This window comes from Burkholderia stagnalis (genome assembly GCF_039848545.1).
GTDB classification, from domain to species: Bacteria; Pseudomonadota; Gammaproteobacteria; order Burkholderiales; family Burkholderiaceae; genus Burkholderia; species Burkholderia stagnalis.
This window is the reverse complement of the sequence record NZ_CP156685.1, coordinates 1193448-1212786: the sequence shown is the minus strand read 5'-3', so window position 1 is coordinate 1212786 and position 19339 is coordinate 1193448. Positions and strand designations below refer to the sequence as shown.

Genomic DNA, 19339 nt, shown 5'->3' with positions numbered 1-19339 from the left:
GCGGGCGTTTCACATGCGTGCGCGGCGCGCGCTCAGTCTTCGGCGCTGCGCTCCATCCGCTGCCGCAATTCGCTCACCTGCGACTCGACGACGGTCGCATCGTCGGCGTCCGGCCGCTCGCCGAGATACTGCTCGAGATCCTCGAGCGCGGGCCGCAGGTAGTCGAGCCGCGCATACGCGAAGCCGCGGTCGCGTATCTCGTCGAGCTGCCCCGGCAACAGGATCACGAGCCGCTGCTGCACCGCCAGCAGCCGCTGCCAGCGTTCCGTCTGAAGATAGATCGTCTTCAGGTTGCGCAGCATCCGCGCGATGATCTCGCGGCTCGTGGCCGGCTGCAGCAGCGCGCGCAACGCGCTGTCGACCGCGCCGGCCGCGCGCGCGACATACGGCTCCAGCATCTCGACCATCTCGGCCTCGGACAGCGAATGGCCATTCGTCGGATCGATGATCAGGTCGCCGTCCGACAGCGTGACGCGCAACAGGAAGTGGCCGGGAAACGAGACGCCGCGCGCCGGCACGCCGACCTGCTCCGCGAGCTCGAGATACAGCACCGACAGCGAGATCGGAATGCCGCGCCGCCGCTTCAGCACCATGTTCAGGTGGCTGTTGTCAGGGTCGTAGTAGTCGTTGTGATTGCACGCGAAGCCCAGTTCGCGGAAGAAGAACTCGTTCAGCGCGACGATCCGGTCCTTCAGGCCGGCGTCGTCCGGCAGCCGGCGGCGCAGGCGCGCCGCGAGCATGTCGAGCTCGGCGAGCGTGCCCTGCAGGTCGAGATCCGGGTAAGCGTCCTGTGCGAGCGACAGCGCCGCCTCGGTGACGGGCAGACTGTCGTCGTCCGCCACCAGCGTGCTGAAGTAGTCGAGAACGCGGGTCATTGCGGTCGTCACTTGGCGCGCCTTCTGAAGTAAGCGTATTTGAAGCCCATCACCCACAACATACCGAAATATAGTGCAGCGAACAGCACGAGGCAGGCGGCCATCAGCGCGATGCGCGCGAGCGGCTCCGTGCGCAGCCCGGTCCAGTCGAAGGTGAGCGCGAGCCAGTGCATCGTGCCGGCAAGCACGAGCGATGCGCCGGCGAGCTGCGCGAAGAAGCGCAGCCAGCCCTCCGACGGCTGGTAGATGCCGCGCCGCCGCAGGCCGAGGAACAACATTAGCGAATTCAGGCACGCGCCGACGCCGATGCTGAGCGTAAGGCCCGCATGGCCGATCAGCGGCACGAACACGTAGTTCGACAACTGCGTGATCACGAGCACGCCGATCGCGATCTTCACCGGCGTCTTGATGTCCTGCTTCGCATAGAAGCCCGGCGCGAGGATCTTGATCAGGATGATGCCGACAAGCCCGATCCCGTAGGTCGCGAGCGCGCGCGCGACCATCGTCACGGTGTGCGCGTCGAACTTGCCGTAGTTGAACAGCGTAGCGGTGAGCGGCGTCGCGAAGAAGAACAGCGCGAGCGCGCTCGGCGCGGCCAGCAGGAACGTGACGCGCAGGCCCCAGTCGAGCAGCGCCGAATACTCGGTGGCGTCCGCGTCGACGTGCGCCTTCGACAGGCTCGGCAGCAGGATCGTGCCGAGCGCGACGCCGAGCAGCGCGGTCGGGAATTCCATCAGGCGGTCCGCGTAGTTGATCCACGACACCGCGCCCTGCCCGAGCCGCGACGCGATGTTGGTGTTGATGATCAGCGACAGCTGCGCGACCGACACCGCGAAGGTCGCCGGCACCATCTTCGCGAGCACGCGCTTCACACCGGGATGCCGCAGCGCGCGCAGCGGGTTGAGCCCGATCAGCGGCACCATGTCGATCTTCTTCAGGCCCGGCAATTGCACGATGAACTGCAGCACGCCGCCGGCGATCACCGCCCACGCGAGCGCATACACGGGCACCTTCAGGTGCGGCGCGACGAACACCGCCGCGACGATGAACGCGACGTTCAGCAGCACCGGCGCGAACGCGGGCAGCGAGAAGCTCTTGTACGTGTTCAGCACGCCGGACGCGAGCGTCGTCAGCGAAATGAACACGATGTACGGGAACATGATGCGCGTCATCGTGACGGCCAGCGGGAACGCCTGGCCGTCGGTGCGCAGCCCGGACGCAACCGCGTACACGACCCAGGTCGCGCCGGCGATGCCGGCCACCGACAGCACGGCGAGCGCCCACGCGAGCACGGTCGACATCGCGTCGACGAGCGCCTTCGTCGCGTCGTGCCCCTGCTGGTTCTTGAACTCGGCGAGGATCGGCACGAACGCCTGCGAGAACGCGCCCTCCGCGGACAGGCGGCGCAGCAGGTTCGGAATGCGGAACGCGACGTAGAACGCGTCGGTATATTGACTGGCGCCGAACGCACAGGCGATCAGCGTCTCACGGGCCAGACCGGTCACGCGCGACAGCAGCGTGAAGCCGCTGACCGTCAGCAGGGCTCGGAATAGATTCATGGGGCGCTTATTATACGGACGTTGCGCGGCCCGGCACCGCCCGACACCGAAATCGGCGCCCGCCGCACCGGCCCGCCGCCGCAACCGACGCCAAACTTGCCACGCGCTTGATTTTGTTGCTATAATCCGCCGTTTCTGAGCCTGTTGCATGCGCGGCGCCTGCCGCTTTCGTGTCTCGGTCTCGGATAAAACCAACGTTTTTTTTGCGCCCCTGGGCAATCGCTCTCAGGGGACGGATCGAAAAGCAGCGCTTGGCCGTCAGGCTCCAAGCTCTGGAAACAGGACAGGATAAGGAACCGTCATGGCTAACTCCGCACAAGCACGCAAGCGCGCCCGCCAGGCAGCGAAGGCTAACTCGCACAACTCGGCGCTGCGCTCGAAATTCCGTACCGCGATCAAGGCTGTTCGCAAGGCTGTCGACGCCGGCGACCAGGCAAAGGCTGCCGAGCTGTTCAAGGCTGCCGTGAAGACGATCGACACGATCGCCGACAAGAAGATCGTTCACAAGAACAAGGCCGCTCGCAGCAAGAGCCGCCTCGCCGCAGCCGTCAAGGGCCTGCAGGCAGCAGCGTAAATCCGGTGTGCCCGCCTCGCGCGGGCGCCCTGTTTCCTGCGATCGACGAAAAAGCCCGCATCTGCGGGCTTTTTTGTTGGGTTCGGCGGTTCGCCGGGTTGAGTCTCCATCAACGCGCGCTCGCGCGGATCGACGCACCGGCCGGGCGCAATGTGCGCCCGCGCGCGGCCGTTACTTCTTTTCGCTGTAGTCGGGCAGCTCGCACGCCTCGGTGACGACGAGATTGTTGTCCTTCGCGAAGTTCAGCACGAAATCGAAGGCCATCGGCTCGACGTCGCGCAGACGGGAATCGAGAATCACGCACTTCGTGCCGCCCAGCATCGTCGGGCGCACGTACAGCGAATACTTCAAGCGCGCATTCGGACCGCTTGCACCGGGCCCGAAACATGCCATCACGCCCGCGAGGCGCTCCGACCAATCGCTCGGGCGAAACGTTTTCCCATCTTTCGTGATGCCCTGAATGAAGTATTCGGTCGGAGGGGTTTCAGCCATGTTGTTACCCAGGTGACGGCCCGGCGATGCGCAGGCGACGGCCTGGACACGCAAACACGAAGCAGGAGGAAGCCGGGATGCCCGCGCCGGATGCCTGAAAAGAGGCCGTCCGCGCGATCCGCCCGGCACGCCGCACCGGATTTGTGCAGCGCACAGCTTGTGTCCGGCAGAACGGGGAAATGCTTGCCTGCCGGGCTTGAGAAAACTTTGCGATTATACCGCAGCGCGCCATCGTGCGTCGTTTCGCTCACCCTTCCCGGCACCCGGACGCGGTGCGCAAGCATCGCGCCCCGGTTTTTCTGCTGGCTCGTCAAAGCACAGAAAATCCATTATGCTGCGTTGAAGTTATCCACATCCGACGGCGGCGCCGTCCGGCCCCGGCGGCCGGGTCGAACCCGCCGCATTTCGTTTCATGACCGCCAAGACCATTCGTCACTACCTGCAGTTCAAGGATTTCTCGCTGGACGACTACGAGTACGTGCTCGAACGCACGGGAATCCTGAAGCGCAAGTTCAAGAACTACGAGACCTATCATCCGCTGCATGACCGCACGCTCGCGATGATCTTCGAGAAGAGCTCGACGCGCACGCGCCTGTCGTTCGAGGCCGGGATCTTCCAGCTCGGCGGCCATGCCGTCTTCATGAGCACCCGCGACACGCAGCTCGGCCGCGGCGAGCCGGTGGAGGATTCCGCGCAGGTGATCTCGCGGATGGTCGACATCATCATGATCCGCACGTTCGAACAGGAGATCATCCAGCGCTTCGCGGAAAACTCCCGCGTGCCGGTGATCAACGGCCTGACGAACGAATACCACCCGTGCCAGGTGCTCGCCGACATCTTCACGTACTACGAGCATCGCGGCCCGATCCGCGGCAAGACGGTCGCGTGGGTCGGCGACGCGAACAACATGCTGTACACGTGGATCCAGGCCGCGCAGATCCTCGGATTCAAGCTGCGCCTGTCGACGCCGCCGGGCTATGCGCTCGACATGAAGCTCGTCGCGCCGGACAGCGCGCCGTTCTACGAAGTCTTCGACGATCCGAACGAAGCCTGCAGGGGCGCCGACCTGGTGACCACCGACGTGTGGACGAGCATGGGCTTCGAGGCCGAGAACGAGGCGCGCATGCAGGCATTCGCCGACTGGTGCGTCGACGAGGAAATGATGGGCCACGCGAACCCCGATGCGCTCTTCATGCACTGCCTGCCCGCGCACCGCGGCGAGGAAGTGACGGCCGGCGTGATCGACGGCCCGCAGAGCGTCGTCTGGGATGAAGCGGAAAACCGCCTGCACGTGCAGAAGGCGCTGATGGAGTTCCTGCTGCTCGGCAAGCTGAAGCACTGACGCGCCCGCGCGCGGCAGCACGCTCGCGCCAATGAAAAAGCGCCGATCGTCGATCGGCGCTTTGCTTTTGCGCAGCCGAAATCGCCTGCGCGGGTGCGTCAGGCCCGGCCTACAGGCACACCGGCTCCGGCTCCAGCTCGACGCCGAATTTCGCGCGCACGTCGTCCTGGATCGCCCGCGCGAGCGCGATCACGTCCGCGCCCGTCGCGCCGCCGCGATTGACGAGCACGAGCGCCTGCCGCTCGTGCACGGCCGCGGCGCCGAGCGCGCGCCCTTTCCAGCCGCAGCGGTCGATCAGCCAGCCGGCCGCGAGCTTCACCTGCCCGTCCGGCTGCGGATACGACACGATGTCCGGCGCGTGCGCGCGCAGCGCGTCGAACTGCACCGCGCCGATCACCGGGTTCTTGAAGAAGCTGCCCGCATTGCCGAGCGCGAGCGGATCGGGCAGCTTCGCGCGACGGATCGCGACCACCGCGTCGAATACGTCGCGCGGCGTGGCCGCGTCCGGCGCGACGCCGCGCGCAGCAAGTTCGCGCGACACGTCCGCGTAGCCGAGCCGCGGCGTCCAGCGCTTCGGCAGCCGGAACGTCACCGACACGATCGCGAAGCGCCCGCGGCCTTCGCGCTTGAAGAAGCTGTCGCGATAGCCGAACGCGCAGCGCGCGGCATCGAAGCGCTCGCTGCGGCCCGTCGCGAGCTCGACGGCGACGAGCGAATCGAAATACGTCTTCATTTCGAGCCCGTACGCGCCGATGTTCTGGATCGGCGCGGCGCCGACCGTGCCCGGGATCAGCGCGAGGTTCTCGAGCCCGGCCATGCCCTGCTCGAGCGTCCACTCGACGAATGCGTGCCAGTTCTCGCCGCCGCCCGCCTCGACGACCCACGCGTCGTCGTCCTCGCGCACGACGCGGCGCCCGGCGATCTCGTCGAGCAGCACGAGGCCCTCGAAATCGCGCGTGAACACGACGTTGCTGCCGCCGCCGAGCACCAGCAGCGGCAGGTTCGCGACGCGTGCATCGCGATGCAGCGCCTCGAACTGCCCGGCGTGCGTCACGCGCGCGGCCAGCCGCGCGGATACGTCGAACCCGAACGTGTTGTGCGCGGCGAGCGGGTGGTCGGGGAGCAGCGACAGGGTGGAATCGGCTGGAAGCATCGGCAATCGCGGTCGGGCGTGCCCGGTCGGCGCGCGGCCGGCCTTGGGCAAACGAAGGGGCATCGGTAAAATGGCGAATAGTCCGCAATTATAGCGAGTGCCCGCGCGCAAGCCGGGCGCGCGCGTTTTCCAGGGAGAATGCCATGCCATCGTTCGACGTCGTCAGCGAAGCGAACATGATCGAAGTGAAGAACGCCATCGAGCAGTCGAACAAGGAAATTTCGACGCGCTTCGATTTCAAGGGCTCCGACGCGCGCGTCGAGCAGAAGGAACGCGAGCTGACGCTGTTCGCCGACGACGATTTCAAGCTCGGCCAGGTCAAGGACGTGCTGATCGGCAAGCTGGCCAAGCGCAACGTCGACGTGCGCTTCCTCGACTACGGCAAGGTCGAGAAGATCGGCGGCGACAAGGTCAAGCAGGTCGTGACGGTCAAGAAAGGCGTGACGGGCGATCTCGCGAAGAAGATCGTGCGCCTCGTCAAGGACAGCAAGATCAAGGTGCAGGCGAGCATCCAGGGCGACGCGGTGCGCGTGGCGGGCACCAAGCGCGACGACCTGCAGAGCGTGATCGCGATGCTGCGCAAGGACGTGACCGACACCCCGCTCGACTTCAACAACTTCCGCGACTGACCGGTCGCGCGCTGCCGCCGGGCCGCCTTGCGCGCCCGGCGCGTTTCTTCAGGCCCCAGACCGTTCCGTCAGGCCTTCCCGCCGTCCTGCGCGTTGCCGTTCGCGGCCGCCTTCTTCTTGTCGCCGATCCGGCTTTCCTGCCCTGCCAGCAGCTTCGAGATGTTGCTGCGATGGCGCCACACGAGCAGCACGCTCATCGCGAGCACCGCCCACGCGACCGGGTTGTGGTGCGTGCCGAACAGGAACACGTCGAACACCGGCGCGAACACCGCCGCGACGAGCGCCGCGAGCGACGAGTAGCGGAAGAAGAACGCGATGATCAGCCAGGTCAGCGCGGTGGCGAGCCCGAGCACCGGATGCACCGCCAGCAGCACGCCGGCCGCGGTCGCGACGCCCTTGCCGCCCTGGAAGCGGAAGAACACCGGGTACAGGTGGCCGAGGAACACGGCGATCGCGACGCACGCGATCGCGACGTCGGGCAGGCCGAGGCGCCGCGCGAGCCAGACCGCGATCCAGCCCTTGAAAGCGTCGCCGACGAGCGTGAGGATCGCGGCCTTCTTGTTGCCGCCGCGCAGCACGTTGGTGGCGCCGGGATTCTTCGACCCGTACGAACGGGGATCGGCCAGGCCCATCGCGGCGCTGACGATGACGGCAAACGACACCGAACCGATCAGGTAGGCAACGAGGGTGGCGAGCAGGATCTGCATGCGGAGGACTCTTCTTTCAACGTATCGATGGACGGACGGCTGCGCGGCGGCAAGCCGAAGCGGCGCTCATTCTACCGAAGCGGCGGGGGCTGCCACGAAGGTGAAACCCTCAGTCGACGCTCGCGCACTGCACCGGCTTCGCGCCGAGCAGCGCCGTCAGCACGGCGGGCGCGAGACTGACGAGATAGCCGCGGCGGCCGCCGTTCAGGTAGATCGTCGGCAACTCGAGGATCGTCGCCTCGACGTACACCGGCATCGCCTTGCGGGTGCCGAACGGCGACGTGCCGCCGACGAGATAGCCCGAATGGCGGTTCGCGACCTCGGGCTTGCACGGCTCGACGCGCTTCGCGCCGATCTGCCGCGCCAGGTTCTTGGTCGACACCGTGCGGTCGCCGTGCATCAGGACGATCAGCGGCTTCGCCTGCTCGTCCTCCATCACGAGCGTCTTCACGACGACGTGCTCGTCGACGCCGAGCTGGCGCGCGGACTCGCCGGTGCCGCCGTGCTCGACATAATCGTACGGATGCTCGCCGAACGCGACGCCGTGGCGGCGCAGCAGCTGGGTTGCGGGCGTTTCGGACACATGTCTGGATTTGCTCATGGCGGCATTCTAATGGGGAACGGCCACCGGCACCGCCGGCGGTATACTCGCGGCCCGCCGGCCCGTCACCCGGGCGGCAGCGCCGGCACCCCGCCATCATCATTGCGCGCGGCGCGACGCGCTATTGACCGAATGGCCGATTGTGGCGCGCGCGCCGGCGTGGCACGATCGCTCGCACGCTTTGTCCCGCCGCGCGCCGGTCGCCCGGCTCATCTTCTGGAAACACCATGACCTCGTCCCCCCGCCCTGGCGCACCGCTCGACATCGACGCCCTGCTGGCCGCGCTGCCCGGCCGCATCGCCGACGTTCCCGCGCACTGGGCCGCCCGGACGCCCGAACGCGCGGCGCTGATCGAGGACGCGCGCCGCCTGTCGTATCGCGATCTGTCGGCGGCGGTCGACGCCGCCGCCGCGCAGCTTGCCGCGTACGGCGTGCGCGGCGGCGACCGTGTGATGATCGTCGCGGAAAACTGCGTCGCGCAGGTCGTGCTGCTGTTCGCGACGGCCCGCCTCGACGCGTGGGCGCTGATGTCGAACGCGCGGCTGTCGGCCGCCGAGCTCGACGCGATCGCCGCGCACGCGCGCCCGAAGCTGATCGCGTTCGGCGACGAAGCGTCGCCCGACGCGCGCGCGCATGCGGCGCGCCACGGCGCGACGCCCGCCGCCGCGCCGGCGATCGACGTCGGCGCGTGGTCGTATCGCGTCGATGCCGGCGCGCCCGGCGAGCCGGTGGCCGCGGACGGCGCGGCGCAATGCGCGGCGCTGATCTACACGACCGGCACGACCGGCACGCCGAAGGGCGTGATGCTGTCGCATCGCAACCTGCTGTACGTCGCGGCGACGTCGAGCGCGCTGCGGCGCGTGTCGCCCGACGATGTCGTCTATACGGTGCTGCCGGTGTCGCACGTGTACGGCCTCGCGTCGGTGTGCCTCGGCAGCCTGTATGCGGGCGCGACGCTGCGGCTCGCGCCGCGCTTCTCGCCGGAGGCCGTGCGCGTCGCGCTGGCCGACGAAGGCGTGACGATCTTCCAGGGCGTGCCCGCGATGCACGCGAAGCTGCTCGAGCATCTGCACACGCACGGCCACGCATGGCGCGCGCCGCGCCTGCGCTTCGCGTATTCGGGCGGCTCGCCGCTCGATGCCGACCTGAAGGCGCGCGTCGAGCGGCTCTACGGCGTGCCGCTGCACAACGGCTACGGGATGACCGAAAGCAGCCCGACGATCGCGCAGACGCCGCTCGACGCGCCGCGCACCGATTCCTCGGTCGGCGTGCCGATCCCGGGCGTCGAGATGCGGATCGTCGGGCCGGACGGACGCGACCTGCCGCAGGGCGAGATCGGCGAGATCTGGGTGCGCGGCCCGAACGTGATGCTCGGCTACTACCGCAATCCGGACGCGACGCGCGCGGCGGTCACGCCGGACGGCTGGCTGAAGACCGGCGATCTCGCGCGGCAGGCCGCCGACGGCGCGGTGACGATCGCCGGACGCAGCAAGGAGCTGATCATCCGCTCGGGCTTCAACGTGTATCCGGTCGAGGTCGAACAGGTGCTGAACGCGCACCCGGATGTCGTGCAGGCGGCCGTCGTCGGCCGCCCGATCGAAGGCAACGAGGAAGTGCTCGCGTTCGTCGAGCTCGTGCCGGGTGCGACGGCCACCGAAGCCGCGCTGCACGACTGGTGCGCGGCGCGGCTCGCGCCGTACAAGCGCCCCGCGCACATTCGCGTGCTCGACGCGCTGCCGGCCGCGTCGACCGGCAAGGTGCTCAAGCACAAGCTGCGCGACATGGTCTGACGCGCGCCGGCCGCCGGGCCGGCCGCGCCTGCGCCTGCGCCCGCGCCTGCGCCTGCGCCTGCGCCTGCGTGGGCGTGGGCGTCGGCGTCGGCGTCGGCGCAGGCTAGCCGCGCGGATGGTGCTGCGCGTGCAGCGTGCGCAGGCGCTCGCGCGCGACGTGCGTATAGATCTGCGTCGTCGAGATGTCGCTGTGGCCGAGCAGCATCTGCACGACGCGCAGGTCCGCGCCGTGGTTCAGCAGATGGGTCGCGAACGCATGCCGCAGCGTGTGCGGCGACAGGTGCGCGCGCACGTCGGCCTGCCGCGCATGGCGCTTGATGATGTTCCAGAACTGCTGGCGCGTCATGCCGTCGCCGCGCGCGGTGACGAACAGCGCGTCGGCCGCGCGCGCGCCGAGCAGCGCCGGCCGCGCGTCGCGCAGGTAGCGCTCGATCCAGCCGTGCGCGACTTCGCCGAACGGCACGAGCCGCTCCTTCGAGCCCTTGCCCATCACGCGCACGACGCCTTCGTTGAGCCCGACCTCGACCGTCTTCAGCGTCACGAGCTCGCTCACGCGCAGCCCGCTCGCGTACATCAGCTCGAGCATCGTGCGGTCGCGCAGGCCGAGCGGCGTGTCGACGTCGGGCGCGCCGAGCAGCGCCTCGACCTGCGCCTCCGACAGCGTCGACGGGAACCGCGCCGCCTGCTTCGCGGACGTGATGCGCAGCGTCGGGTCCGCGCTCGCGCGATGCTCGCGCACGGCCCAGCCGTAATAGCGGCGGAACACCGACAGCCGCCGGTTCGACGACGTCGCCTTGCCGTCGCTGCGCGACGCGATGTAGCCGGTCACCATCATCTCGTCGGCGCGGTCGAGCGGCGCGTCGTGCGTCGCCGCGAGCCACTGCGCAAACAGCGCCAGATCGCGACGGTACGCATCGAGCGTATTGCGCGCGAGGCCGTGCTCGAGCCACAGCGCGTCGCAGAACACGTCGATCGACGCCCGGCTCGCGAGCAGCACGGGCGACGGCGCGGCCGATTCGTCCTCGGCGTCCGGGGAAAGCAGCGGTTCGCTCATCGGTACGGCACGCCCTCGTGCGCGAGCAGCCAGCGCTTCACCCGCAGGTAGTAGCCGTCGTCGTCGTGGTGCGCGAAGCCGCCGAGGCCGCCGGACGCGACGACGCGATGGCACGGGATCACCAGCGGGAAATAGTTCGCGCCGCACGCCTGGCCAACCGCGCGCGGCGCGCTGCCGACCTGCTTCGCGACCTGTCCGTAAGTCAGCACGACGCCCGGCGGGATAGCGCAAATCGCGTCCCACACGCGGTGCTGGAACGCGGTGCCGACCTCGGCGAGCGGCAGGTCGAAACTCGCCGACGCGCGTTCGAAATAGCGTTCGATCTGCTCGACCGCGCGCTTCGCGAGCGGCGTATCCGCATCGACGTTCTTCACCGATACGGGCAAGTAGACGATCTCGCGCACCACCGACGCATCCGTTCGGACGCCGATCTTGCCGAATGGCGCATCGATCACTGCATTGAACATCGTTATCTCCTGTCGACCCGGGCGAGCGCACCCGCGCGGGGTTGCGTCGGCCCTGACGGCCGCTGTCGCATCGAACCGACACTGTACGCCGCCTTCATGCCGCACGCAGCGCCCACTCGACGTGCTCGCGCACGAGCGGCGACGGATCGTCCGCGCGCGCGCGCAGCGCGGCGACGATCGCGTCCCGCGCGCCCGGCGCGAGCCGCCCGGCCGGCGCGCGCAGCGCGTTGCCGAGCCCGACCGCGAGGTTGCGCAGCCAGCATTCGTGGCCGATGCGCCGGATCGCGCTGCCCTGCATCCGCGTATCGAACTCGTCCGCGCTCCAGCCGAACAGCTCGACGAGCGTCGCGCGATCGAGCCCGTGCCGCACGTCGAAATCGGCGACCGGCGCCGCCTGCGCGAACTTGTTCCACGGGCACACCAGTTGGCAGTCGTCGCACCCGTACACGCGATTGCCGATCAGCGGCCGCAGCGGCTCGGGGATGCTGCCTTTCAGTTCGATCGTCAGATACGAAATGCAGCGCCGCGCATCGACGCGGTACGGCGCGACGATCGCGCCGGTCGGGCACGCGCCGATGCAGCGCGTGCAGCTGCCGCAATGCGCGCCCGGGGTTTCGGGCGCCGCGTCGGGCGCGGTCTGCGCATCGGTCGGCAGCGGGATGTCGACGTAGATCTCGCCGAGGAAGAACAGCGAGCCCGCGTCACGCTGCAGCAATAGCGTGTGCTTGCCGCGCCAGCCGATGCCCGCCTTCTGCGCGAGCTCGACCTCGAGCACCGGCGCGGAATCGGTGAACACGCGGTGGCCGAACGCGCCGATCTCGCGCTCGATGCGCTCGGCGAGCGTCTGCAGGCGGTTGCGCAGCACCTTGTGATAGTCGCGGCCGCGCGCATAGATCGACACGACGGCCGCCTGCGGATCGTCGAGCCGCGCCAGTTCGCGTGCGCGCCAGTCGTGCGGCGCAAGCGCGCCGGACGTGTCGTCATGCGTGTCGCCCGCGAGCGTGTCGGCCGGCAGATAGGCGAGCCGGGCCGAGATCACGCGTCGCGTACCGGCCACAAGTTCGGCCGGCCGCGCGCGTTTCATCCCATGTTTCGCCATATAATCCATTTCGCCGTGGCATCCGGCTTCCAGCCAGGCGGCGAGGCCCGCTTCGGCATCCGAGAGATCGGTATCGCTGATGCCGATCGCCCCGAAACCCAATTCGCGCCCCCACGCCCTGATGCGCGCGGCGAGCGCAGTCAACGCCGCATCGTCGAGGACGCACGGCGCCGCGCCTTCGACCTCGGTCGAATGCGTATCGGATGCGGCGAGTTCCGGTAATCGGTTCATCGCACTATTTTACGAGAATGCCAGCTCCGCACAGCCATACGCCACCTGCCGCCGCGCTGCCCGCCCCGCTCGCGGAGCGCGTGATCGCGCTCGCCGACGAAGCAGCGACCGAGGCCTTCGGCGCACGCTTCGCGCAGGCGCTCGACGCAGCGCGCGCCGAACTGGCCCGCGCGCACGCGTTCGACGGCCTGCAGATCCAGCTGATCGGCGATCTCGGCGCAGGCAAGACGTCCCTCGTGCGCGCGATCCTGCGCGGCCTCGGCCATCGCGGCCGCGTGCGCAGCCCGACCTACACGCTCGTCGAGCCGTACGCGCTCGAACGCGAAGATGGGGAACTCGAGGTCTATCACTTCGATCTGTACCGTTTCAACGATCCGGCCGAATGGTCCGACGCGGGCTTTCGCGAGTATTTCAATTCCAGCGCGATCTGCCTCGTCGAATGGCCGCAACAGGCGGGCACGCTGCTCGGCGTGCCCGATCTGGTCTTCTCGCTCGACGTGGACGGCGACGGCCGCGCCCTCACCGTCCGGGCGTACAGCGCTTCAGGAATCGCATGTCTCGAAAGATGTTGATCAAACCGTTCCGCTCGATCGAATCGGCGGCCACCGCGACGCACAACTGGCGGCGCCGGCAGATCCTGTGCGCGGGCGCGTCGACGCTGGTGCTCGGCCTCGCGGTGCCGCGGCTCGCGCACGCGACGTCGGTGCTCGGCGTGCGGGTGTGGCCCGCGCGCGATTACACGCGCGTGACGATCGAATCCGACCAGCCGCTGCAGAATACCCAGCAGCTGCTGCAGGGGCCCGACCGCCTCGTCGTCGACCTGAACGGGCTTGATCTCGACCAGGCGCTGCGCGACCTCGTGTCGAAGATCGCGCCGAACGATCCGCAGATCCACTCGGTGCGCGTCGGCCAGTACCAGCCGCACGTCGTGCGGATGGTGTTCGACCTGAAGGGCTCGGTGAAGCCGCAGGTGTTCACGCTGCCGCCCGTCGGCACCTACAAGTACCGCCTCGTGTTCGACCTGTATCCGGCCGTCGCGCCCGATCCGCTGACCGACCTGATCGCGCAGACCGAACGCAAGGAACAGCAGCTCAACGAAGCCGCGCGCGCGCAGCAGGTGCAGCCGCCGACCGCGCTGAGCGGCCCGACGCAGCCGCCGGCGGGCAACGACAACAGCGACGCGTTCTTCCAGCGCTTCGCGCAGAACTCCCCGGGCGCGACGCCGACGCCGCGCACGCCGCCGGCCGCGACGGGCGGCACGCCCGCCGCGCCGGCGAAGCCCGCGATCAAGCCGCCGCCCGTCATCGCGCGCAAGGATGACGACGACGCCGACGACGACACCTACAAGTTCACCGCGCCGAAATCCGGCAAGGGCGGCACGGTGCGCCTGCTGACGGTCGCGATCGACCCGGGCCACGGCGGCGAGGATCCGGGCGCGATCGGCGGAAACGGCACGTACGAGAAGCACGTCGCGCTCGACATCGCGAAGAAGCTGCGCGCGAAGATCGACGCCGCGCCGAACATGCGCGCGATGATGACGCGCGACGCCGACTTCTTCGTGCCGCTCAACGTGCGCGTGCAGAAGGCGCGCCGCGTCGGCGCGGATCTCTTCGTGTCGATCCACGCGGACGCGTTCACGACGCCGTCGGCGCGCGGCTCGTCGGTGTTCGCGCTGTCGGACCACGGCGCGTCGAGCGCGGCGGCCCGCTGGCTCGCGAACAAGGAAAACGCGTCGGACCTGATCGGCGGGATCAACATCAAGACCCAGGACGCGGCCGTGAGCCGCGCGCTGTTCGACATGTCGACCACCGCGCAGATCCGCGACTCGCTGCGCTACGGCAACTACGTGCTGAAGGAAGTCGGCGGCATCAACAAGCTGCACAAGGGCTCGGTCGAGCAGGCCGGGTTCGCGGTGCTGAAGGCGCCCGACATTCCGTCGATCCTCGTCGAGACCGCATTCATCAGCAACCCGGACGAAGAGCGCCGCCTGAACGACGACAGCTACCGCGACGAGATGGCCGACGCGATCTTCCGCGGCATCAAGCGCTATTTCGCGGCGAACCCGCCGCTCGCGAAGAACCGGATGGCCTGACCGGCGTTCGCATCGCGCCGCCGGCCGGGCACCGCACGGCCGGCGCGCATCACTGCGCCGCGACGCGGCGCATCAGCTTCCCGCCGAACACGTTCACCGCGAGCCCGCCCATCACGAGCGCCGCGCCGATCAGTTGCGCGCGCGTGAGGTGCTCGTCGAGCAGCAGCGCCGACGACGCGAGGCCGATGATCGGCACCAGCAGCGAGAACTGCGCGACCTGCGCGGCCGGATAGCGCGACAGCAGGCGGCTCCACAGCCCGTAGCCGAGCAGCGTCGCGACGAACGCGAGATAGACGACCGCGAAGATCGACGCGCCGGTCAGCCCGGCGAGCGCGGCCGCGATGCGCTGCGGCCCCTCGAAGCCGAGCGACAGCAGGAAGAACGGCACCGGCGGCACGAGGCTCGCCCACACGACCAGCGACACGAGGTCGGCCTGCCCGACCTTCTTCGTCACGATATTGCCGAGCGCCCACATCGCGGCCGCGCAGATCGTCAGCAGGAAGCCGGCCAGCGTCATCGCGCGGCCGCCCTGCGACGCGATCACGACGAGGCCGCCGGCGGCGATCGCCAGGCCGAGCAGGTTCTGCACGCGCAGCCGCTCGCCGAGGAACACCATCGCGAACACGAGCGTGAAGAACGCCTGCGACTGCAGCACGAGCGAGGCGAGCCCGGCCGGCATCCCGACATACATCGCGGTGAACAGGAGCACGAACTGGCCGAGCTGGATCGTCGCGCCGTACAGCACGAGCAGCCGCCACGAAATCTGCGGCCGGCGCACGAAGAACACCGCCGGCACCGCCGCGAGCGTGAAGCGCAGCGCGCCGAGCAGCATCGGCGGCATGCCGTGCAGGCCGACCTTGATCACGACGAAATTCACGCCCCACGCGAGGATCACGACCAGCGCCAGCAGCAGATCCTTCGGGGCCATCATCTCCGTCTCCTTGTCTTGTCGTGTCGCAGCGTATGAAGGTGGCCAGTTTACCGGCCTTTGGCGCGCCTGCCGGAATCCCGCGCACGCGGCAGGGATTCGGCGCGGCCGCAAGAATCGTACCGCGCGATGCACCGCGCGCAGCCGGCCGGGCGCCAAGTACAATGACCCGCATCCCCGCCGCGTCGACAGGATCCGCCATGACCGACTCCATCCAAGCCCTGCTGAAGCCGCACGTGCGCGACATCGGCAACCTGCAGGTGCGCCGCACGCTGCCGGCGCTCGCCGCACGCCTCGTCGGCCCGTTCATCTTCTTCGATCACATGGGGCCCGCGACGCTGCCGGCCGGCACGGGCCTCGACGTGCGCCCGCATCCGCACATCGGGCTCGCGACCGTCACCTACCTGTTCGACGGCGCGATCCTGCACCGCGACAGCCTCGGCTCGCTGCAGGAAATCGTGCCCGGCGACGTCAACTGGATGACGGCCGGGCGCGGCATCGTCCATTCGGAACGCACGCCCGACGCGCTGCGCGAGCGCGGCCACACCGTGCACGGGATCCAGACCTGGGTCGCGCTGCCGCTCGAGCACGAGACCGACGAGCCGTCGTTCGAGCACCATGACGCCGGAACGCTGCCGAAACGGGCTGCGGACGGCGTGTCGCTGACGGTGATCGCCGGCGACGCGTTCGGCCTGCGCTCGCCCGTCACGACCTTTTCGCGCACGCTGTACGTCGCCGCCGAGTTCGCGCCCGGCGGCAGCCTCGTGCTCGATGCGTCCCACCAGGAGCGCGCGGTCTATCTGGTCGAAGGCGACCTGGCGATCGACGGCACGCCGCTCGAAACCGCGCAGATGGCCGTGCTCGTGCCGGGCGCGACCGTCGCGCTGACGAGCGGCGCCGGCGCGCGCGTGATGGTGCTCGGCGGCGACCGCCTCGAGGGCGAGCGCTTCATCGACTGGAATTTCGTCGCGAGCAGCCGCGACGCGATCGAGCGCGCGAAGGACGCCTGGACGCGGCAGGAGATGGGCAAGGTGCCCGGCGAAACCGAATGGATTCCGCTGCCCGAACGCAAGCCGCGTTGAAAAAACCGGCCGCCGCCCCCATCCTGCCCTCATTCGAACTCAAGAGAACGAACGCCATGGACACCACGCTTGCCACTTTCGAGAAAGACGTCATCGAGGCGTCGCTGGACACGCCCGTGCTGGTCGACTTCTGGGCGCCGTGGTGCGGCCCGTGCAAGACGCTCGGCCCGCTGCTGGAAAAGCTCGAAAGCGACTACGCGGGCCGCTGGAAGCTCGTGAAGGTCAACGTCGACGAGAACCAGGAACTGGCCGCGCACTTCCAGACGCGCAGCATTCCGCACGTGATCGCGTTCGCCGACGGGCGCCCGGTCGACCAGTTCGTCGGCGTGCTGCCCGAGGGGCAGCTGCGCGCGTTCCTCGACCGGCTGCTGCCGGCGCCGGAAGAAGCCGAACATCGCGCCGCGCAGGTCGCGATGGCGGAATCGCGCTTCGACGACGCGCGCGGCCACCTCGAGGCCGCGCTCGCGCTGAACCCCGGCTTCGACGACGCGCGGCTCGACCTGATCGAGCTCCTGCTCGCGCACAACCAGGTGGACGCGGCGCGCGCCGAGACCGAACGGCTGTCGCCGCAGGTGACGCAGGGCGGCGATGCGCGCTACCAGGCGATCATGACCCGTTTCGACGCGCTCGACGCGACCGCCGACCTGCCGCCGACCGACGCGCTCGAAGCCCGCATCGCGGCGAATCCGGCCGATCTCGACGCGCGATTCGATCTCGCACAGAGCCTGATCGCACGGCGCGCCTATGAAGGCGCGCTCGAGCAGTTGCTGGAAATCGTGCTGCGCGACCGCGCCTACGGCGACGACGTCGGCCGCAAGACGATGATTTCGGTGTTCGAGCTGGCGGGCGACCGCCCCGATATCGTCGCCGCGTGGCGGCGCAAGCTGAGCATGGCGCTCAACTGACCGGAACCGGGGCCGGCACGCGGCCGCGCGCCAGCCCCGCCGTCATGCGACGGCCCGCGCCGCGATCGCCCGCAGCGCATGCGCGGCGGCCGCGAAGCCGAAGCTCGCGGTCACGCACACGCTCGAGCCGAATCCCGCGCAGTTCAGCCCCGCGACATGCGCGGCCGCGGACGGCTCCGCGCCGTCCTCGAGGTCGCAGGCGGCCGCTTCCGGATAGATCAGCGGCTCGTCCGAATACACGGCGCTGATCTTGAAGCGCGCCTTCGGCCCGCGCGGAAAGCCGTGCTGCTTGCGCAGCTGCGCGCGCACCTTCGACAGCAGCGGATCCTGGATCGTCAGCGCGAGATCGTCGATGCGGATCCGGGTCGGGTCGAGCTGGCCGCCCGCGCCGCCGACCGTGACGAGCGGCTGCCCTTTCGCGACGCACCACGCGATCAGCGCGACCTTCGTGCGCACGCTGTCGATCGCGTCGATCACGTAGTCGAAGCCGCCGCCGAGCAGCGCGTCGAAATTGTCCGGCTCCGCGAAATCCTCGATCCGGTTCACGCGGCAGGCGGGATCGATCAGCGCGATCCGCTCGGCCATCGCATCGACCTTCGGCTTGCCGTAGTTGCCGTCGAGCGCGTGGATCTGCCGGTTCGTGTTGCTTTCGGCAACGTTGTCGAGATCGACGAGCGTCAGCGTGCCGATCGCGCTGCGTGCGAGCGCCTCGGCCGTCCACGAGCCGACCCCGCCGATGCCGATCACCGCGACGTGCGCGCGCTCGAACGCGGCGAGCGCCGGCGCGCCGTACAGCCGCGCGATGCCGCCGAAGCGCCGCGCGCGATCCACGTCAAGCTGATTCGTCGGGCTCGGGGTAAGATCAGAAGTTATCGGGGCGGCGTGTGTGGAGGACATGGCGGCAAGGAAAGCGTAAGTCGTGCAGCCCCGTATTTTGCCTGATCTCCCCGCCACCACGCGCCACTGTGCACGCACGTTTCTTGCGCCTTCGCTATACTGGCCCCAGATTGAAGCGTTTGCATAACATGACGACACTCGCTGATCTCCGCATCAATTATTCGCGTGCTTCGCTCGACGAAGCCGACGCCGCCCCGAACCCCTTCGCCCAGTTCGACCGCTGGTTCAAGGAGGCGCTCGCCGCCAAGCTTCCCGAGCCGAACACGATGACGCTCGCCACCGTCGGCGAGAGCGGCCGGCCATCGGCACGGATCGTCCTCATCAAGGCCGTCGACGAACGCGGGTTCGTGTTCTTCACCAATTACGAAAGCCGCAAGGGCCACGACCTCGCCGCGCATCCGTATGCCGCGCTGCTGTTCTACTGGATCGAGCTCGAGCGGCAGGTGCGCATCGAAGGCCGCATCGAGAAGACGACCGACGAGGAAAGCGACCGCTATTTCGCGTCGCGGCCGCTCGGCTCGCGCATCGGCGCGTGGGCGTCGGAGCAGAGCGCGGTGATCGACAGCCGCGCGACGCTCGAAGCGCGCGAAAAGGAAATCAGCACGCGCTACGGCGACGACCCGCCGCGGCCGCCGCATTGGGGCGGCTATCGCCTCGTGCCCGAATCGATCGAGTTCTGGCAGGGCCGCCCGTCGCGGCTGCACGACCGGCTGCTGTATACGCGCGACGCGGCGGCGCCGCACGGCTGGACGATTTCGCGCCTGTCGCCGTAAGCGCCGCCACGCGCGCTGCCGACACGTATTTCGTATTGCAACCGGGCGCCCGCCGAACGGGCGGGCGCCGGTCAAGAAGCTTGGCTGTA

20 protein-coding genes are annotated in these 19339 nt (G+C 69.0%); 9 read left to right on the top strand and 11 right to left on the bottom strand.

Annotated elements, in window-relative coordinates:
• Positions 1 to 32 precede the first annotated feature (32 nt).
• Positions 33 to 875, bottom strand: a complete 843-nt coding sequence (locus tag ABFO07_RS05770; RefSeq protein WP_059802199.1) for a SirB1 family protein — start codon at positions 873 to 875, stop codon at positions 33 to 35.
• Positions 876 to 883: 8 nt separating this feature from the next.
• On the bottom strand, positions 884 to 2434 hold the full coding sequence (gene murJ / locus ABFO07_RS05765; protein ID WP_347468541.1) for a murein biosynthesis integral membrane protein MurJ: 1551 nt from the start codon (positions 2432 to 2434) through the stop codon (positions 884 to 886).
• 301 nt (positions 2435 to 2735) lie between these two features.
• Between murJ and rpsT the strand changes: the two genes are divergently transcribed.
• On the top strand, positions 2736 to 3008 hold the full coding sequence (rpsT, locus tag ABFO07_RS05760; protein WP_006398494.1) for a 30S ribosomal protein S20: 273 nt from the start codon (positions 2736 to 2738) through the stop codon (positions 3006 to 3008).
• 171 nt (positions 3009 to 3179) lie between these two features.
• Here the strand turns inward: rpsT and ABFO07_RS05755 are convergent, their stop codons facing one another.
• Complete coding sequence (locus tag ABFO07_RS05755) at positions 3180 to 3500, bottom strand: DUF3579 domain-containing protein (protein WP_059557297.1); 321 nt, start codon at positions 3498 to 3500, stop codon at positions 3180 to 3182.
• A gap of 412 nt (positions 3501 to 3912) precedes the next feature.
• Between ABFO07_RS05755 and argF the strand changes: the two genes are divergently transcribed.
• Positions 3913 to 4842: an ornithine carbamoyltransferase gene (argF, locus tag ABFO07_RS05750; RefSeq protein WP_059557294.1), complete on the top strand. Its 930-nt coding sequence runs from the start codon at positions 3913 to 3915 to the stop codon at positions 4840 to 4842.
• 109 nt (positions 4843 to 4951) lie between these two features.
• On the opposite strand, the gene murB is transcribed toward argF, so the two are convergent.
• Positions 4952 to 6001, bottom strand: coding sequence for a UDP-N-acetylmuramate dehydrogenase (gene murB / locus ABFO07_RS05745; protein WP_347468539.1), 1050 nt, complete (start codon positions 5999 to 6001; stop codon positions 4952 to 4954).
• Positions 6002 to 6138: 137 nt separating this feature from the next.
• Between murB and ABFO07_RS05740 the strand changes: the two genes are divergently transcribed.
• Positions 6139 to 6624, top strand: a complete 486-nt coding sequence (locus ABFO07_RS05740) for a YajQ family cyclic di-GMP-binding protein (protein WP_059802043.1) — start codon at positions 6139 to 6141, stop codon at positions 6622 to 6624.
• Positions 6625 to 6692: 68 nt separating this feature from the next.
• Here the strand turns inward: ABFO07_RS05740 and plsY are convergent, their stop codons facing one another.
• Complete coding sequence (gene plsY / locus ABFO07_RS05735; RefSeq protein ID WP_059802045.1) at positions 6693 to 7331, bottom strand: glycerol-3-phosphate 1-O-acyltransferase PlsY; 639 nt, start codon at positions 7329 to 7331, stop codon at positions 6693 to 6695.
• 109 nt (positions 7332 to 7440) lie between these two features.
• Positions 7441 to 7932: a Cys-tRNA(Pro) deacylase gene (gene ybaK, locus ABFO07_RS05730; protein ID WP_059802047.1), complete on the bottom strand. Its 492-nt coding sequence runs from the start codon at positions 7930 to 7932 to the stop codon at positions 7441 to 7443.
• Positions 7933 to 8159: 227 nt separating this feature from the next.
• Between ybaK and ABFO07_RS05725 the strand changes: the two genes are divergently transcribed.
• Positions 8160 to 9722 carry a class I adenylate-forming enzyme family protein gene (locus ABFO07_RS05725; protein ID WP_347468538.1) on the top strand — a complete coding sequence of 521 codons (1563 nt, stop codon included), beginning with the start codon at positions 8160 to 8162 and terminating at the stop codon, positions 9720 to 9722.
• A gap of 103 nt (positions 9723 to 9825) precedes the next feature.
• Here the strand turns inward: ABFO07_RS05725 and xerD are convergent, their stop codons facing one another.
• The 3 genes from xerD to queG form a co-directional block, all read right to left on the bottom strand.
• The gene (gene xerD, locus ABFO07_RS05720) at positions 9826 to 10776 is read right to left on the bottom strand and encodes a site-specific tyrosine recombinase XerD (protein ID WP_059879668.1); all 951 of its coding nucleotides are present in this window, start codon (positions 10774 to 10776) and stop codon (positions 9826 to 9828) included.
• On the bottom strand, positions 10773 to 11243 hold the full coding sequence (locus tag ABFO07_RS05715; protein WP_059958375.1) for a methylated-DNA--[protein]-cysteine S-methyltransferase: 471 nt from the start codon (positions 11241 to 11243) through the stop codon (positions 10773 to 10775). The genes xerD and ABFO07_RS05715 overlap by 4 nt, the downstream gene beginning before the upstream one ends.
• Positions 11244 to 11337: 94 nt before the next feature.
• Positions 11338 to 12573 carry a tRNA epoxyqueuosine(34) reductase QueG gene (gene queG, locus ABFO07_RS05710; protein WP_347468537.1) on the bottom strand — a complete coding sequence of 412 codons (1236 nt, stop codon included), beginning with the start codon at positions 12571 to 12573 and terminating at the stop codon, positions 11338 to 11340.
• Positions 12574 to 12590: 17 nt separating this feature from the next.
• Here queG and tsaE point away from each other — a divergent pair, with 17 nt between their 5' ends.
• Both tsaE and ABFO07_RS05700 read left to right on the top strand, forming a co-directional pair.
• Positions 12591 to 13145, top strand: a complete 555-nt coding sequence (gene tsaE / locus ABFO07_RS05705) for a tRNA (adenosine(37)-N6)-threonylcarbamoyltransferase complex ATPase subunit type 1 TsaE (protein WP_060160423.1) — start codon at positions 12591 to 12593, stop codon at positions 13143 to 13145.
• A complete protein-coding gene (locus ABFO07_RS05700) occupies positions 13127 to 14665 on the top strand; it encodes an N-acetylmuramoyl-L-alanine amidase (protein WP_347468536.1) in 1539 nt (512 codons plus the stop codon). Before tsaE ends, ABFO07_RS05700 begins: the two co-directional genes overlap by 19 nt.
• A 49-nt stretch (positions 14666 to 14714) precedes the next feature.
• On the opposite strand, the gene ABFO07_RS05695 is transcribed toward ABFO07_RS05700, so the two are convergent.
• Positions 14715 to 15593 (bottom strand): EamA family transporter, encoded by an 879-nt coding sequence (locus tag ABFO07_RS05695; protein ID WP_124490286.1) that lies wholly within the window; start codon positions 15591 to 15593, stop codon positions 14715 to 14717.
• A gap of 200 nt (positions 15594 to 15793) precedes the next feature.
• Here ABFO07_RS05695 and ABFO07_RS05690 point away from each other — a divergent pair, with 200 nt between their 5' ends.
• Complete coding sequence (locus tag ABFO07_RS05690) at positions 15794 to 16675, top strand: pirin family protein (RefSeq protein WP_347468535.1); 882 nt, start codon at positions 15794 to 15796, stop codon at positions 16673 to 16675.
• A gap of 56 nt (positions 16676 to 16731) precedes the next feature.
• The gene (gene trxA, locus ABFO07_RS05685) at positions 16732 to 17580 is read left to right on the top strand and encodes a thioredoxin (protein ID WP_059557270.1); all 849 of its coding nucleotides are present in this window, start codon (positions 16732 to 16734) and stop codon (positions 17578 to 17580) included.
• Positions 17581 to 17622: 42 nt separating this feature from the next.
• On the opposite strand, the gene tcdA is transcribed toward trxA, so the two are convergent.
• Complete coding sequence (gene tcdA / locus ABFO07_RS05680; RefSeq protein ID WP_060149683.1) at positions 17623 to 18477, bottom strand: tRNA cyclic N6-threonylcarbamoyladenosine(37) synthase TcdA; 855 nt, start codon at positions 18475 to 18477, stop codon at positions 17623 to 17625.
• Between the two features lie 128 nt (positions 18478 to 18605).
• Between tcdA and pdxH the strand changes: the two genes are divergently transcribed.
• Entirely contained in the window at positions 18606 to 19250 is a 645-nt protein-coding gene (pdxH, locus tag ABFO07_RS05675) for a pyridoxamine 5'-phosphate oxidase (RefSeq protein ID WP_059802057.1), read from the top strand.
• Positions 19251 to 19339: the final 89 nt, after the last annotated feature.